The sequence below is a fragment of the Hydrogenophaga pseudoflava genome (assembly GCF_031020795.1).
Lineage (GTDB): Bacteria > Pseudomonadota > Gammaproteobacteria > Burkholderiales > Burkholderiaceae_C > Hydrogenophaga > Hydrogenophaga pseudoflava_A.
Genome location: NZ_JAVHJP010000002.1, coordinates 45,557 through 59,116, shown reverse-complemented (window position 1 = coordinate 59,116; position 13,560 = coordinate 45,557). Strand labels below are relative to the sequence as shown.

The window sequence follows — 13,560 nt, the reverse complement described above, 5'->3', positions numbered from 1 at the left end:
GGTGGTCAGGCGGCCGCAGGCTGCACCGTGGGCAGCAGGGACCGGAGGGTGGGCAGCGCCGCGATCAGCGCGTCCACGTCGGCATCGGTGGTGGTGCGGCCCAGCGAGAGGCGGATGGCGCCCAGGGCTTCGCCGTGGGGCACGCCCATGGCGCGCAACACGTGCGAGGGCTCGCTGCCCGAGGACGAGCAGGCCGCGCCGGACGAGGCCGCGAAGCCCAGGCGTTCGAGCCGGCCGAGCACCACGTCGGCCTCAAGGCCGCCCACGCGCAGGAAGCTCACGCCCGGCAGGCGCGGCACCGCCCGCGACCAGATGTGCACGCCGGGTAGTTCGGCCAGCACCGCGGCTTCCAGCCGGTCGCGCAGCATGGCCTGCCGCGCTGCTTCGGCGTCCAGGTCGCCCAGCGCCTCCAGCGCAGTCGCCAGGCCCACGATGGCCGGCAGGTTCTCGGTGCCGCCACGCCGGCCGCGCTCCTGCGAACCCGGCACGGGCGGGCGGACCGCCACGCCCTGGCGCAGCAGCAGCGCGCCCACGCCCTTGGGGCCGTTGAACTTGTGGGCCGAGAAGCTCACCGCGTCGGCGCCCCAGTCGGCAAAGCGGAACGGCCGCTTGCCGATCCATTGCGTCGCGTCCACGTGCAGGCGCGCGCCGGCCGCCGCAGCCAGCGCCGCGACACCGGCCACCGGCATCAGCACGCCGGTCTCGTTGTTCGCCGCCATCAGCGAGACCACGGCCACGTCGTCGCGGATCAGGCGCGTGGCGGCGTCGAGGTCCAGCGTGCCGTCTGGCTGCACGGGCAGGAAGTCCACCGGCACACCGGCCTCGGCCAGATCGCGCGCCAGCTTCAGGTGGCCCGCGTGCTCCACCGCGCTGAACAGCACGCGCCGCCGGCCGGCGGGCGCGGCCGCCAGCAGGCCGCGCACCGCCAGGTGGTTGGCCTCGGTGGCGCCGCTGGTGAACACCACCTCGGCCGGTTTGCAGCCCAGCGCCTGCGCCACCACCGAACGCGCCCCCGCCAGCACCCGGCTGGCGGCTTGGCCCGGCCCGTGTTTTGACGAGGCGTTGGCCCAGGTGCCCGCCATCACCGCTGCCATGGCGTCGATCACCGCCTGCAAGGGCGGTGTGGTCGCGTGGTGGTCGAGGTAGATCATGGCCAGAACCTCCGTTCGGCGTCGACACAGAGCATGTCCAGCGCCTCGCCCAGCGACAGGCCCTCGGCGCGGGTTTCCCACACGCCCGCCCCGTGGTCGCGCGCCTGCAAGCGCCAGCGCCCGTCGGGGGACGGCGTCAGCAGCGCGATGTCGATCACCCCGCCTTCGCGGTCCACATTGCGCGAACAGCACGGCGCCTCGATGCGAAATCCCGCGCCCTCGGGCAGCACATGCGGCTGCACATAGCGGTAACGCACCCGGTCCTTCAGCGCCCGCTCGATGAAGGGGCGCATGAAGCCGACGACTTGGGCGGCCGTCGGATCGGGTGGGGCCGTGCGGGCTGCGGCGTTCATCCGGCGGCCTCCACAGGCATCCAACCCATGGGAACGGGCGCGAGTTCGACCTCCAGACAGCCCACCACGCAGCCCCCGAAATCCACCAGGTAGACCGGCTCGTTGATCTCGCTGGCGTGGCCGATGTTGACGATCTCGCCCACGTCACCGCGCGCGGCCAGCAGCGCGTCGGGTTCGCGCTCCGGGTGGCTGCCGTCGTTGACCAGGTCGTCCAGCGCCACCACGCGCTGGCCCCAGGCGTAGACGGGGGTGCGCGGTTCCACAAAGGCGGCCGGGTCCATCGGGTTGGCGGTGTTCATGGGGTTGCTCCTGAATCCAGGGGTTTGCCGGAACCAAGGTCGGCCAGCGCCGTGGCCCTCTCGCCCAGCTGCGCCAGCACTTCCTCGGGCAGGTGGTCCAGCGTGCACAGCTCCTTGGCGCGCATGCCCACGCGGTGGCCGGTCTCCACGAAGTCCACCGCGTAGATGTAGAACTGCTGCAGGAAGGTGTTGATGCTCACGACGTAGCCGATGTCGCCCTTGTTCACCAGCACCTCGCCGATGTCCTTGCCGCGGTAGGTGCCGTCGTTGCGCACCACCGAGCGTGCGATCACCCGCTCGCCGAAGGCAAAGCGCGGCGGGTCGGCCACCTCGATCACGTCGTCGTCGCGCACGATGTCAGCCATGGGGCGCCTCCCTCGGCACCGCCAGCCGGTCGCGCACCATCTGCCGCACCTCGCTGTCGGTGTCGTCGCGCAGGGCCGCCAGCATCGCGCGCGGCGCGCGCCGCGCCACCTCCCAGCGCACGCGCCAGTCGGCGTCGTCCGCCATGCGGCCCAGCAGCGCCTCGGGCAGGCTCTCGGCCACTGCGCGCCGCACCTCGGGTTCGGGGTCGCCGGCGAGGATGAACAGCGCCGGCATCGGCAGGCGGCGCGCCACGATCTCGCGCACCGAGCGCTCGGGGTCGTAGGCCAGGGTCGCCAGCAGCGCCAGTGGCAGGCGCTGGGCCACGATTTCGCGCACGCCGTAGTCGCTGTCGTGCCGCATCCCGGCCAGCCGCACCGGGTCGATGCGCTGCGCCACCCGCAGGCGCACCTCGCGGTGCGGGTCGTGCATCAGCCGCTCCAGCTGGGCGGGCGAGAGCCGCGCCGCCACCTGCAGACGCACGGTCTCGTCGGGGTCGTTCATCAGACCGTTCAAACGGAACACGCTGGCGTGGCGCGCCGCGATGGCCCGCACCTCGAAGTACGGGTGTTCCAGCTGCTGGTCGGCCAGCTCGGGGTGCCAGCGGAAGAAGCGGTCGATGCGGCGCGCGTAGGCGTCCTGCATGCAGGCGTGGCCCGGCTCGCAGCCGCGGCCGCCGTCGCGCGCGCGCAGGTCGATGTAGGCGCAGGCCTCGCAGTTCACCGGCCCGCCCCGCCAGTCCATGGGCGGGATGTCGCCTTCGGGCGCGCGCGCCACCAGGCGCTGCGGCCGGGCGAGAAAGCTGGCGGCGGCGCCCATCTCAGACCGCCTTCCGGATGTCGGCCCAGCCGCGCGCCGGGTAACCGCCCGGCCCTTCGGCCGGCAGGGTCGCCTCACCCGCATCGTGGCGCGCCAGCACATGCGAGAGCAGCCCACCGCCCAGGTGGTCCTTCGGGTCGAGCCGGCGCAGCTCGCCCAGCATCAGCCGTGCCTCGTCCAGGTCGCCCAGGCGCAGGTTCAGGTAGGCCAGGCCCTTGAGCGTGAACAGGTAGAAGCGCACCGCCGCGTCGCCGCGCACCGCCTCGTCCTCCGGCGGCACGTCACCGAAGTCCGGGCCGAGCGCCGTGCGCGCGATCGCCAGCGCGTCCTCGCCCGCCGCGCGGGCCTGCACCAGGGCGTGGCCGTAGAAGTGGAAGCGGTAGACCGCGATCACCGGCGCGGGGTGCTGCGGTGCCAGCGCGCGCGCACGCTCCAGCAGGGGCAGCGCCTCGCCGGGCCGGTCGCGCAGCGCACCCGCCTGCGCGATCAGCGCCTCCACCCCGGGCGGCAGCGCGCCGCCGATCACCGAAGCCGCGAAGGCCGCGGCAGCGGCTTCGAAGTCCCGGTCGGCGGCGTTCACGGCAGCCTCTCTTGCGCCCGTCTCAGGACACCAGGGCCGGGCGACCGCCGCGGCCGATGGACCCGATCTCGATCTTCGCCACGCCCGGGGGCGCCGCGTTCTCGGCGCTGCTGCAGCCGCAGGCGGCCTGCTTCGGGTTGATGATGCTCAGGCCCGACGAGGTCGGCGTTTCGGTGAAGTCGATGGTCACGCCGTCCAGCAGCATGCGGCTCTCGGCCGGCAGGAAGAACTTCAGGTCCGAGACCACGAACACCTGCTCACCGTCCTTCGGAGCGGCCTCGGCGCTGAACTCCGAGCTGTAGCCCGAACAGCCGCCGGGCGAGACCAGCAGACGGAAGCCCGCGGACGGAATGCCCGAGAAGCGCACCACGCGACCGATGAACTTCTCGGCGGCCGGGGTCAGTGTGAACGAGATGGACATGGGTCAGACTTTCACAATGCAGCCGTCCACCGGGCACACGGCCTGGCACTGCGGCGAGTCGTACTGGTCGGCGCACTCGGTGCACTTCTTCGGGTCGATCACGTAGGTGCCGCCCTTTTCGCGGATCGCGACGTTGGGGCACTCGGGTTCGCAGGCCGAGCAGGCGGTGCAGGTGGAGGCGATGATCTTCAGGGCCATGGTGGTTCTCCTTCTGTGAGGAACGTCGTGGGGAAAGGTGGGGTTCAGGCGGCCGCGGCCAGACCGCCGGTGAACGCGCCCTGGCGGATCTGCGCGTCTCCGCGGTCCTGGTGGGTGATCTCGCCGGCCGCGATGCGGGCGCGGTAGCCGTTGAACCAGTCGAGCGCGGCCTTCTCGATGAACTCGCCGCTGAACTGGTCCACCGGCTCGATGCCCGCCGTGCTCAGCTCGTCGCGCGGGCAGGCACCGATCTTGGCGACCAGCACCGCGTGGCAGTCGTTGATGGCCTTGACCACGCTGGGCAGCTGCTCGTCGTCGCCGTGGCCGCCCTGGCAGTACAGGTCCACGCGGCGGTGGCCGACGAACAGCGCCTCGGCCGCACTGACTTCAAAGATCTGGAACTCGGTGACGTGGCCGAAGTGCTCGTTCACACGACCGCCGCCCTTCGTGGCCACCGCCACCAGCACCTTCATGTCCTGATCGACCTCGACGGCGGCGCTGGCGGCCAGCGCTTCCTGCTTGGCGGCGTGCTGGGCCTGGCGCTCGACCTCGACCTTCTCCTGGTAGGCGCGGCGCTTGTCGAGGTCGTAGACGACCTCCATCTCTTCGATCTTGTCGAGCGTGAACTCTTCCGAGCGGTCTTCGCCCAGCAGGCCCACCGCGTCGGCACGGCACTGGCGGCAATGACGCATCAGGTTCGCACCGCCCGCGCAGGCGTCCTGCACGGCCTTGAGCTCCTGCGCGGTCGGGCCGCGCTGGCCCGTCAGGCCGAAGTGGGTGCCGTGCTCCGCCTCGCTGATGAGCGGCATGATGTTGTGCAGGAAGGCGCCGCGCTTCTTGACCTCGCGGTTCACGGCCATCAGGTGCTCGTCGTTGATGCCGGGGATCAGCACCGAGTTGATCTTGGTGAGCACGCCCCGCGCGGTCAGCATCTCCAGGCCGAGCATCTGGCGCTCGTGCAGGATCTTGGCGGCCTCGTAGCCGGTCACGCGGCGGTGGTCCCAGAAGATCCAGGGGTAGATCTTCTCGCCCACGGCCGGGTCCACCATGTTGATGGTGATGGTCACGTGGTCCACGTTGTATTTGCAGATCTCGTCCACGTAGTCCGGCAGCGCCAGGCCGTTGGTGGAGATGCAGAGCTTGATGTCCGGCGCCTGCTCCTGCAGCAAGCGGAAGGTCTCGAACGTCTTCTTCGGGTTGGCGAGCGAATCGCCGGGGCCGGCCACGCCGAGCACCGTCATCTGCGGGATCTCGCTCGCCACCGCCACAACTTTCTTGACCGCCTGCTCGGGCGTGAGCTTCTGGCTCACCACGCCCGGGCGCGATTCATTGGAGCAGTCGTACTTGCGGTTGCAGTAGTTGCACTGGATGTTGCAGGCCGGCGCCACGGCCACGTGCATGCGGGCGTAGTGGTGGTGGGCCTCTTCCGAATAGCAGGGATGGTTCTTGACCTTCTCCCAGATCTCGGCCGGCATGTCGTCGGGCCCGCCCGACGAGCCACAACTGGCCTTGCCCTCGCCACCGGAGGTGCCGCAGCCCCCACCGGCCTCGGGCACATCGAGCCTGGCGCCCAGCGGCTTGATCGAGCCGATGGACACATACGTCTTGGCGGGCATGGAACCCGCAGCGGTGCTTGTCGACATGAAGACCCTTCCTGCAGCCGACCATGGCCGCTCGGAAGGGCTTCAGCGAAATCCGTGCCACGAAAAAAACCGTTTCAGATCAACGGTTTGTGTGGTTTGTCGATTGTTAGGTACGGTACACCCACAACGCCGAGGCCTTGCATCCACGTATGGGATATGACAAACAGGACAAGACGTCAGATGGTGCGAATCTGACCTTGAGATCTACCAAACTTGCTTGTCATGCCTGAGTACTTCTTCGCCCCCCAGTACCACCTCAGGCATCCCGTTTATCGCTGAGTTTTGAAAGACGAAATATCCGCTTGAAAAGAGGCAGAAATTCACCGCTGCCCCATTGACCTAAACACCCTCTATGATTCATTCCACCCCACCCACTCCAACCCAACACGTCAAACGCAATGACAGAGGAAAAATCACCACCTCCCGAGAAGAAGCGAAAGAGAAAAAGATACCAATCATCAACAAATATCCATGAGCTTCGTGAAACCTCTCGCCTTACAAAGACTGCAATTGAGAAAATCAGCAACGGCACACCAATAACCGAAGACGAGTTCTTCGCAATTTTCAAGTCGGATTCCATTCCCCAGCAAGAACAAGATGCACTGCTTGAAAATATCGCAAATAAAGATGATCTACAACTCAACATTCCAAAACTATTTATTGAACAACCAAAAATCGTTCATGGATATCTAGATTTTTGGGTGCCAGATCTCGAAAGCGAGATGCTGACGTATTTCAGAGATCATCCCAGCGAACTTTACTCGATGGCTCCCCGAAAGTTTGAAGAGCTTGTTGCCGCAATATTTCGAAACAACGGATTCTCCGTCCAGCTAACACCCGAGACCAGAGATGGCGGCGTTGATCTTATTGCCGTTCATCACTCAAGCCTAACTGGAGAAACGGTTAACTTAGTTGAATGCAAGCGCTATGGACCAACCCAAAAAGTCGGCATAGGAATAGTTCAGAGGCTTTTAGGCTGCGTCCACGAACATAAAGCAAGCAAGGGAATTCTTGTCACAACATCGTTCTTTACCAGAGACGCACAGCACGTCGCAATGAATAGCAGGCACAATCTTGCATTGAACGACTACAACTCCGTCACGAGTTGGCTTGCTCAACTTCCATTCACGTCAAAAAAATAGACTCCGCGAACCAACGGAGTTTGCACGCCATCTCGGGCCCTGGGAGTAGTAACCGTAGGTGTCGTGAAAGCGTGAGCCTTCGCCCAGAGCGCCTTCGATCTTCTCGGCCAGTTCGGGCGCGCGCAGGGGGTAGATGTCGGCCTTTGCCGACATGGTGAACACGTCTTCCGGGTGGGGCACCGGCCCGAGGATGGATTGGCTGCTAACGATGACGAATTCGTATTGGTCCGTCACGTCCGCGCTGGCGCGAATGATGTGTTCCAGTTCGTCGCGGGTCACGGCGCGGCCCCGTTGCTCATGTCGTCGCCCAGCACCACGCCTTTGCGCAGTTCACTCACCTGGGCCAGGATGTTCTGGCGCACCGCGTCGGGCAACACGGTGGTCAGCGGAGAGGCCTGCCGCAACTCCTGTGCGCGTCGTGTGCGACCCAGCGCTTTGCGCCATTGGCCCTGGGCCAGGATGGTTTGCCACTCTTTCCACAGGCTGCTGGAGCGCGATGGTCCGCCCTGCAGCCAGCGTTCCAGCGTCGCCTGCGCCTGCCGCAGCAGAGCGGGGTCGGCGCGCACGCGGCGCACAGCTTCTTCGTGCAGGGCAAGACTCTGCAGGTCCTGGATTTGGTGGCGCGTGTCGTCGGCCGAGACGATCAGTTGCACAGCCGGCCGGGCACGGCGCGAACGCGCGGCCGCTGTGTCGGGCGGCGGCGGTTGCAGGGTGTCGCCGGCCAACAAGGCCAATTCGCCCGCCACGCCGAGGATGGACATGACCCGCAGGTAGGTGCCGATGGAAGGGCCTGGGTCGCCGGCTTCAACGGCGCTGAGCGTGGTGCGCGAGATGCCGGCGCGCTGGGCCATGGCGACCGTGCCCAGGCCCTGCGCCTTGCGCAGACGCTTGAGGCGGTCACCCAACTGCAGGAGCAGGTGGCGCTCGAGGACGGCGGTGTGGTCGAGAGCATTCATTTGTCCGGAATTTTATTCAAAACTATATATCTTGTTCATTTTTTTGGACAAAACACCGCCACCCTTCATATCCAATCGCCGCAACGGGTGCGGCGATTGCGCGCCCTATTCGCCGCATCACCCCGAGCGCGCCAGCCCTCTGGCTACCATGCACCATCCACAACAAACCCAGCCACAGGAGGAAGCCATGTCACCCATCCACCCGACCACCCCTGCCCCCCGCTCCACCTTTGTGACCACGCTGGCCTGGCTCATGATCGTGCCGTCGGCGCTGGGTGTGCTGATGTCGACGCTCCAGAGCATTCTGGTGTTCACCATGCTCCCGATGGACCAGATGGTCCTGCCGCCAGCGGATCAGATGGCGCAGATGCCGGCGTTCGCGGTGTTCATGCTGGAACACATGCGGGCCGTGATGGTGGCGTTCTGGCTGCTGACGGTGCTGGCGCTGGCCTCGGGCATCGGTCTGCTCAAGCGCAGGGAATGGGCGCGGCTGGTGGTCATTGCGCTGCTGGCGCTGAGTATCGTGATGAACCTGGGTGGGCTGTACGTCCAGCAATCGTTCCTGTCGGCCATCCCGGCCACAGCCGACGCACCGCCGGAGTTCCGCGAGCAGTTCGAGAGCATGGCCTCGACGATGTGGACCGCTTCTCTCGCCATGGCGCTGGTCTTTTCGGGGGTGTCGGCCTGGCTGATCTGGCGGCTGGCTTCGGCGCCGGTCAAGGCGGAGTTCGCCGCGGCGGCCTGAAGTTGTAACTTGGGTTTGCGATTGCTTGCACCTGTATGGACACGTCAGCAATGAAGAGCGCTCACCATGCGGGTTCGACTCTAGAAAGGAGAACAACGATGCAACGACGATCCCTCTTCAAGGCCCTGCTCACGACCGGCGCGGGCTTTATCGCCTTGCCCGCCCTGGCCAAGAACGACAAACACGGGAAGGGAAAGCCCGGCAAGGGCCCCAAGTTCGACAAGGACCATCCGCGTTACTACAACGCCCGCGGCCACGCGTTCGGGCGGGGCAAGCGGTTGCCGGGCGAGTTCCGCGGCCCGCACTACGTGGTGACCGACTACTGGCATTACCACCTGCCGCGGCCGGCCCGCCATCAGCACTGGGTGCAGGTGGGGCCCGACTTCGTGCTGGTGGTGGCCACCACGGGCCTCATCGTCAACGTGGTGCTGGGCAACTGAGGCGGCTGCAGCCTCAGAACTTCCTCACCTCGATCCCGTGCTTCTGCAGCGCATAGCCCATCTGCCGGGGCGTGATCTTGAGCAGGCGGGCGGCCTTGGCCTGGACCCAGCCGCAGCGCTCCATCGCCCAGATCAGGCGTTCGCGCTCGCCGTCCGGTTTGTCGTCGCTGCGGGCCGCCAGCGGCGCGGGGGTTGAGGGCGCGCCGAGCGAGCTGTCTTCGCCGAGGTCGGCCGGGCGGGAATCGCCGAACCCGTGGCCGTCGGCGAACGCCGGCTGGCGCGGCGGCGGCGCGGTGGGGATTTCGGTGATGGGGATTTCCGCCAGCCGGCTGGGCCGCACGGCGTCTTCGCGCTCGATGTGGTGCAGCACCTGCGTGAGGCAGCGGTTGTCGCGGCAGGGGAAGGCCAGGTCGGTGATGACGTCGTTGGCGGCCATTGTGGCGGTGCGCTCCACGCAGTTTTCCAGCTCGCGCACGTTGCCCGGCCAGTAGCAGCTGGTGAGCACGCGCATGGCCTCGGGGCTGAACCGGGTGGCGCGTTCGTTCTCACGGTTGAAGCGTTCGAGAAAGTGCTGCGCCATGGCGGGGATGTCGGCGCGGCGCTCGCGCAGCGGCGGCAGCTGGATGCTGACGACGTTGATGCGGTAGTACAGGTCGGCGCGGAATTCGCCCGCCTGCACCATGCGCTCCAGGTTGCGGTTGGTCGCGAGGATGAGGCGCACGTCCACCTTCACCGGCGCGCCGCCGCCCACGCGCTCGAAACTGCGTTCCTGCAGCACGCGCAGCAGCTTGGCCTGGAAGGCGGCGGAGATGTCGCCGATCTCGTCGAGGAAGAGCGTGCCGCCGTGGGCCATCTCGAAGCGGCCCTTGCGCTGGCCCTGGGCGCCGGTGAAGGCGCCCTTCTCGTGGCCGAAGAGTTCGCTCTCCAGCAGGCTCTCGGTCAGCGCGGCGCAGTTGACGCCGACAAAGGGCTCCCGCGCGCGCGGTGACAGGCTGTGGATGGCGCGGGCCATGACCTCCTTGCCGGTGCCGCTCTCGCCGCGCAGCAGCACGGTGGTGCGCGAGGGCGCCACCTGGTGGATCTGCTCGAACACCTTGAGCATGGGCGGCGAGACGCCCACCACCTGCTCTATCTTGTGGCGCTGGCCGCCCAGGGCCTTGTGCATGCGGCGGGTTTCGTCCTGGATGCTCTCGGCCGCGGCGGTGACGCTGCGGTGCAGCAGCAGCGACTGGCCCATGAGCGTGGCCACCATGCGCAGCAGGCGCAGGTCGTCGGCGAACACCCTGCGCTCGTCCGGGTTCAGGCAGTCGATCACCAGCACGCCCAGCGTGCGGTGGTCGGCGCGGATCGGCGTGGCCAGCATGGCCACCGGGATGCCCGGGCTCTGGTCGGCGCCGCCGGTGCGGTTGAGGAACAGCGGCTCGGCGCGCACGTCGGGCACGCTGGCAGGCACGCCGCTGGCGAACACGCGGCCCACGATGCCCTCGCCCGATTCGAAACGCAGGCGCTGCTGTTCGGCCTGGGTGAGGCCCAGGGCGCACAGGCCGTTGAGCGTGCCTTCACCGTCGGCGACCACCACGAAGGCGCGCCGCCAGTCGAAGGCGTGGATGAGGTAGTTGAGCGCCTCGCGGAAGGTCTTGTGGACATCCAGCGAGGTGGCCAGCGTCTTGCTGACTTCGTAAACCGCGTCCAGCTCGCGCCGGACCATGACAGGTGATGTGCTCACGATGGGACTCCCATCTCCGGGCCGTTCGTGGAATGCACCAGCGCCGGGAATCCGCCGCGAGGTGACGACCTTGGGCTTGTTGCGGTGCAAAAAACGTGCCGACAAGCCCTGTCGCAGGCTTTGCAACAAACCCGACACGGCCGAGGCCGACGAACGGTGTTCACCCGGCACAAAGCCCACACAAAAGCCGCCAAACCCGCCGTTCCGGGGCCCGCTGACACATGGCACAGACGTTGCAGAAGGGCCGCCAGACCGATTGCCCAAGGAGCTCGCCATGTCGGAATCCCATGCACCAGCCCGCAGCGCCTTGCCCATCTACCTGGACTACGCGGCCACCACACCGGTGGACCGGCGCGTGGCCAGCAAGATGTGGCCCTACCTGACAGAGCAGTTCGGCAACCCCGCCAGCCGCTCGCACGCCTACGGCTGGGTGGCCGAAGAGGCGGTGGAGCTGGCGCGTGAACAGGTGTGCGCGCTGATCAACGCCGACCCGCGCGAGATCGTCTGGACCAGCGGCGCGACCGAGTCGAACAACCTCGCGATCAAGGGCGCGGCGCACTTCCACAAGGCCAGGGGCAAACACCTCGTCACCGTCGCGACCGAACACAAGGCGGTGCTGGACAGCATGCGCGAGCTGGAGCGCGAGGGCTTCGAGGTCACGGTGCTGCCGGTGCTGCCCAGCGGCCTGCTCGATCTGGACCAGTTCAAGGCCGCGCTGCGCCCCGACACGGTGCTGGCCTCGGTCATGTTCGTGAACAACGAGACCGGGGTGATCCAGGACATCGCCGCCATCGGCGCGATCTGCCGCGAGAAGGGCGTTCTGCTGCACGTGGACGCGGCGCAGGCGGCCGGCAAGGTGGTGATCGATCTGGACCGTCTGCCGGTCGATCTGCTTTCACTGTCGGCGCACAAGATCTACGGGCCCAAGGGCATCGGCGCGCTGTACGTGCGGCGCAAGCCGCGCGTGCGCATCGAGGCGCAGATGCATGGCGGCGGTCACGAGCGCGGCATGCGCTCGGGCACCCTGCCCACGCACCAGATCGTGGGCATGGGCGAGGCCTTCTGGCTGGCGCGCGAGCAGATGGCCAGCGACAACGCGCGCATCACCGCACTGCGCGAGCGGCTGTGGGCCGGCATCAGCAAGCTGGAGTGCGTGGAACTCAACGGCGACCCGGTGCACCGCGCCTGCGGTTACCTCAACGCCAGCTTCAACTACGTCGAGGGTGAGTCGCTGCTGATGGGCATCAAGGGCGTGGCGGTGTCATCGGGCTCGGCCTGCACCTCGGCCAGCCTGGAGCCGAGCTACGTGCTGCGCGCCATGGGCCGCAGCGACGAGCTGGCGCACAGCTCGGTGCGGTTTTCCATCGGCCGCTTCACCACGGCCGAAGAGATCGACTCGACCATCGCGCAGGTCACCGAGGTGGTGACAAGGCTGCGCGGCATGAGCCCGCTGTGGGACATGGTGCAGGCCGGCATCGACCTGTCGACCATTCAATGGGCAGAGCACTGATCCCCAACCACTGAATTCCTGAACGGAGAAAACCATGGCCTACAGCGACAAGGTGGTGGACCACTACGAGAACCCGCGCAACGTCGGTGCGTTCGATGCCAACGACGACAGCGTCGGCACGGGCATGGTGGGTGCGCCCGCCTGCGGCGACGTGATGAAGCTGCAGATCCGCGTGAACGCCCAGGGCGTGATCGAGGACGCGAAGTTCAAGACCTACGGCTGCGGATCCGCGATCGCGTCGAGCTCGCTGGTCACCGAATGGGTGCGCGGCCGCACGCTGGACGAAGCGCTGGCGATCAAGAACGCCGCCATTGCCGAGGAGCTGGCGCTGCCGCCCGTGAAGATCCATTGCTCCATCCTGGCCGAGGACGCCATCAAGGCGGCCGTGGCCGATTACCGCTCGCGCCACGGAGGCTCGCCTGGCGAAGGCGCGGTCGTCGAGAAGGACGCCTGCGAACCCCGCGGTCAATGAGGCCGCTCACCCCCTGAGGAGAAATGCCATGTCCGCTGTGTCCCAAGCCGTCGCCGCCGAACCGGCGGCCATTCCCGCCCTGCTCGAGTTCACGCCGCAGGCCGCCGCCAAGGTGGCGGAGCTGATCCAGGAGGAAGGCAACCCCGAACTCAAGCTGCGTCTGTACGTCACGGGCGGCGGCTGCTCGGGCTTCTCCTACGGCTTCGTGTTCGACGACCAGGTGGCCGAGGACGACACCATCGTTTCGACGGAAGGTGTCTCACTGGTGGTCGACGCGATGAGCTACCAGTACCTGGTGGGTGCGCGGGTCGACTTCGAGGACGGCCTGGAAGGCTCGCGCTTCGTCATCCACAACCCCAATGCGCAGACCACCTGCGGCTGCGGTTCGTCGTTCAGCGTCTGAAGGAGCTTGCCATGTCCGTTTCGCTCACCCCCGCCGCGGCGCGGCATGTGGAGAAGTCGCTCGCCAAACGCGGCGCGGGCCTGGGTTTGCGGCTGGCGGTCAAGACCAGCGGCTGCTCGGGTTACGCCTACGCGCTGGAATTCGTCGACGAAATGAACGCCGAGGACCAGTGCTTCGAGAACTTCGGCGTGAAGGTCATCGTCGACCCGCGCAGCCTGGCGATGCTCGACGGCACGCAGCTGGACTTCGTGCGCGAAGGCCTCAACGAAGGCTTCAAGTTCAACAACCCGAACGCGAAAAACAACTGCGGCTGCGGCGAGAGCTTCGCCGTCTGACACA

General features: G+C 67.1%; 19 protein-coding genes. 7 read left to right on the top strand and 12 right to left on the bottom strand.

Going from position 1 to position 13,560, the window contains the following annotated elements; all coding sequences use genetic code 11:
- Nucleotides 1-5: 5 nt before the first annotated feature.
- The 9 genes from RCO38_RS05965 to nifB are packed head-to-tail and all read right to left on the bottom strand — an operon-like array spanning nt 6 to nt 5,827.
- Nucleotides 6-1,151, bottom strand: coding sequence for a cysteine desulfurase family protein (locus RCO38_RS05965; RefSeq protein WP_308327399.1), 1,146 nt, complete (start codon nt 1,149-1,151; stop codon nt 6-8).
- A complete protein-coding gene (locus RCO38_RS05960; RefSeq protein ID WP_308327398.1) occupies nt 1,148-1,504 on the bottom strand; it encodes a DUF3024 domain-containing protein in 357 nt (118 codons plus the stop codon). Before RCO38_RS05960 ends, RCO38_RS05965 begins: the two co-directional genes overlap by 4 nt.
- A complete protein-coding gene (locus tag RCO38_RS05955; protein ID WP_308327397.1) occupies nt 1,501-1,803 on the bottom strand; it encodes a nitrogen fixation protein NifZ in 303 nt (100 codons plus the stop codon). The genes RCO38_RS05960 and RCO38_RS05955 overlap by 4 nt, the downstream gene beginning before the upstream one ends.
- A complete protein-coding gene (locus RCO38_RS05950) occupies nt 1,800-2,168 on the bottom strand; it encodes a nitrogen fixation protein NifZ (RefSeq protein ID WP_308327396.1) in 369 nt (122 codons plus the stop codon). The genes RCO38_RS05955 and RCO38_RS05950 overlap by 4 nt, the downstream gene beginning before the upstream one ends.
- A complete protein-coding gene (locus tag RCO38_RS05945; RefSeq protein WP_308327395.1) occupies nt 2,161-2,985 on the bottom strand; it encodes a 4Fe4S-binding leucine-rich repeat protein in 825 nt (274 codons plus the stop codon). Before RCO38_RS05945 ends, RCO38_RS05950 begins: the two co-directional genes overlap by 8 nt.
- 1 nt (nt 2,986) lies before the next feature.
- Nucleotides 2,987-3,565, bottom strand: coding sequence for a hypothetical protein (locus RCO38_RS05940; RefSeq protein ID WP_308327394.1), 579 nt, complete (start codon nt 3,563-3,565; stop codon nt 2,987-2,989).
- A gap of 22 nt (nt 3,566-3,587) precedes the next feature.
- The gene (locus tag RCO38_RS05935) at nt 3,588-3,986 is read right to left on the bottom strand and encodes a HesB/IscA family protein (protein WP_308327393.1); all 399 of its coding nucleotides are present in this window, start codon (nt 3,984-3,986) and stop codon (nt 3,588-3,590) included.
- A 3-nt stretch (nt 3,987-3,989) separates the two neighbouring features.
- Nucleotides 3,990-4,184 carry a 4Fe-4S binding protein gene (locus tag RCO38_RS05930; RefSeq protein ID WP_308327392.1) on the bottom strand — a complete coding sequence of 65 codons (195 nt, stop codon included), beginning with the start codon at nt 4,182-4,184 and terminating at the stop codon, nt 3,990-3,992.
- Between the two features lie 44 nt (nt 4,185-4,228).
- On the bottom strand, nt 4,229-5,827 hold the full coding sequence (gene nifB / locus RCO38_RS05925; RefSeq protein WP_308327391.1) for a nitrogenase cofactor biosynthesis protein NifB: 1,599 nt from the start codon (nt 5,825-5,827) through the stop codon (nt 4,229-4,231).
- A gap of 398 nt (nt 5,828-6,225) precedes the next feature.
- On the opposite strand from nifB, the gene RCO38_RS05920 reads away from it, so the two are divergent.
- A complete protein-coding gene (locus tag RCO38_RS05920; RefSeq protein ID WP_308327390.1) occupies nt 6,226-6,969 on the top strand; it encodes a restriction endonuclease in 744 nt (247 codons plus the stop codon).
- Here RCO38_RS05920 and RCO38_RS05915 read toward each other — a convergent pair.
- Nucleotides 6,958-7,248, bottom strand: a complete 291-nt coding sequence (locus RCO38_RS05915; RefSeq protein ID WP_308327389.1) for a hypothetical protein — start codon at nt 7,246-7,248, stop codon at nt 6,958-6,960. The genes RCO38_RS05920 and RCO38_RS05915 overlap by 12 nt on opposite strands.
- Nucleotides 7,245-7,925, bottom strand: a complete 681-nt coding sequence (locus tag RCO38_RS05910) for a helix-turn-helix transcriptional regulator (protein WP_308327388.1) — start codon at nt 7,923-7,925, stop codon at nt 7,245-7,247. Before RCO38_RS05910 ends, RCO38_RS05915 begins: the two co-directional genes overlap by 4 nt.
- A 187-nt stretch (nt 7,926-8,112) precedes the next feature.
- On the opposite strand from RCO38_RS05910, the gene RCO38_RS05905 reads away from it, so the two are divergent.
- On the top strand, nt 8,113-8,670 hold the full coding sequence (locus RCO38_RS05905; protein WP_308327387.1) for a hypothetical protein: 558 nt from the start codon (nt 8,113-8,115) through the stop codon (nt 8,668-8,670).
- A gap of 98 nt (nt 8,671-8,768) precedes the next feature.
- Nucleotides 8,769-9,110, top strand: coding sequence for an RcnB family protein (locus tag RCO38_RS05900; protein WP_308327386.1), 342 nt, complete (start codon nt 8,769-8,771; stop codon nt 9,108-9,110).
- Nucleotides 9,111-9,123: 13 nt separating this feature from the next.
- On the opposite strand, the gene nifA is transcribed toward RCO38_RS05900, so the two are convergent.
- The gene (gene nifA / locus RCO38_RS05895; protein WP_308328058.1) at nt 9,124-10,818 is read right to left on the bottom strand and encodes a nif-specific transcriptional activator NifA; all 1,695 of its coding nucleotides are present in this window, start codon (nt 10,816-10,818) and stop codon (nt 9,124-9,126) included.
- A gap of 292 nt (nt 10,819-11,110) precedes the next feature.
- Here nifA and RCO38_RS05890 point away from each other — a divergent pair, with 292 nt between their 5' ends.
- The 4 genes from RCO38_RS05890 to iscA are packed head-to-tail and all read left to right on the top strand — an operon-like array spanning nt 11,111 to nt 13,556.
- The gene (locus RCO38_RS05890; RefSeq protein ID WP_308327385.1) at nt 11,111-12,346 is read left to right on the top strand and encodes an IscS subfamily cysteine desulfurase; all 1,236 of its coding nucleotides are present in this window, start codon (nt 11,111-11,113) and stop codon (nt 12,344-12,346) included.
- A gap of 34 nt (nt 12,347-12,380) precedes the next feature.
- Nucleotides 12,381-12,818 (top strand): Fe-S cluster assembly scaffold IscU, encoded by a 438-nt coding sequence (gene iscU / locus RCO38_RS05885; protein WP_308327384.1) that lies wholly within the window; start codon nt 12,381-12,383, stop codon nt 12,816-12,818.
- A 28-nt stretch (nt 12,819-12,846) separates the two neighbouring features.
- A complete protein-coding gene (erpA, locus tag RCO38_RS05880; protein WP_308327383.1) occupies nt 12,847-13,221 on the top strand; it encodes an iron-sulfur cluster insertion protein ErpA in 375 nt (124 codons plus the stop codon).
- An 11-nt stretch (nt 13,222-13,232) separates the two neighbouring features.
- The gene (gene iscA / locus RCO38_RS05875; protein ID WP_308327382.1) at nt 13,233-13,556 is read left to right on the top strand and encodes an iron-sulfur cluster assembly protein IscA; all 324 of its coding nucleotides are present in this window, start codon (nt 13,233-13,235) and stop codon (nt 13,554-13,556) included.
- Nucleotides 13,557-13,560 lie beyond the last annotated feature (4 nt).

Excerpts from the sequence above, each read along its gene's own strand:
- RCO38_RS05965 (WP_308327399.1), bottom strand. The coding sequence starts at position 1,151 with ATGATCTACCTCGACCACCACGCGACCACACCGCCCTTGCAGGCGGTG.
- RCO38_RS05960 (WP_308327398.1), bottom strand. The coding sequence starts at position 1,504 with ATGAACGCCGCAGCCCGCACGGCCCCACCCGATCCGACGGCCGCCCAA.
- RCO38_RS05955 (WP_308327397.1), bottom strand. The coding sequence starts at position 1,803 with ATGAACACCGCCAACCCGATGGACCCGGCCGCCTTTGTGGAACCGCGC.
- RCO38_RS05950 (WP_308327396.1), bottom strand. The coding sequence starts at position 2,168 with ATGGCTGACATCGTGCGCGACGACGACGTGATCGAGGTGGCCGACCCG.
- RCO38_RS05945 (WP_308327395.1), bottom strand. The coding sequence starts at position 2,985 with ATGGGCGCCGCCGCCAGCTTTCTCGCCCGGCCGCAGCGCCTGGTGGCG.
- RCO38_RS05935 (WP_308327393.1), bottom strand. The coding sequence starts at position 3,986 with ATGTCCATCTCGTTCACACTGACCCCGGCCGCCGAGAAGTTCATCGGT.
- RCO38_RS05930 (WP_308327392.1), bottom strand. The coding sequence starts at position 4,184 with ATGGCCCTGAAGATCATCGCCTCCACCTGCACCGCCTGCTCGGCCTGC.
- nifB (WP_308327391.1), bottom strand. The coding sequence starts at position 5,827 with ATGTCGACAAGCACCGCTGCGGGTTCCATGCCCGCCAAGACGTATGTG.
- RCO38_RS05920 (WP_308327390.1), top strand. The coding sequence starts at position 6,226 with ATGACAGAGGAAAAATCACCACCTCCCGAGAAGAAGCGAAAGAGAAAA.
- RCO38_RS05910 (WP_308327388.1), bottom strand. The coding sequence starts at position 7,925 with ATGAATGCTCTCGACCACACCGCCGTCCTCGAGCGCCACCTGCTCCTG.
- RCO38_RS05905 (WP_308327387.1), top strand. The coding sequence starts at position 8,113 with ATGTCACCCATCCACCCGACCACCCCTGCCCCCCGCTCCACCTTTGTG.
- RCO38_RS05900 (WP_308327386.1), top strand. The coding sequence starts at position 8,769 with ATGCAACGACGATCCCTCTTCAAGGCCCTGCTCACGACCGGCGCGGGC.
- nifA (WP_308328058.1), bottom strand. The coding sequence starts at position 10,818 with ATGGTCCGGCGCGAGCTGGACGCGGTTTACGAAGTCAGCAAGACGCTG.
- RCO38_RS05890 (WP_308327385.1), top strand. The coding sequence starts at position 11,111 with ATGTCGGAATCCCATGCACCAGCCCGCAGCGCCTTGCCCATCTACCTG.
- iscU (WP_308327384.1), top strand. The coding sequence starts at position 12,381 with ATGGCCTACAGCGACAAGGTGGTGGACCACTACGAGAACCCGCGCAAC.
- erpA (WP_308327383.1), top strand. The coding sequence starts at position 12,847 with ATGTCCGCTGTGTCCCAAGCCGTCGCCGCCGAACCGGCGGCCATTCCC.
- iscA (WP_308327382.1), top strand. The coding sequence starts at position 13,233 with ATGTCCGTTTCGCTCACCCCCGCCGCGGCGCGGCATGTGGAGAAGTCG.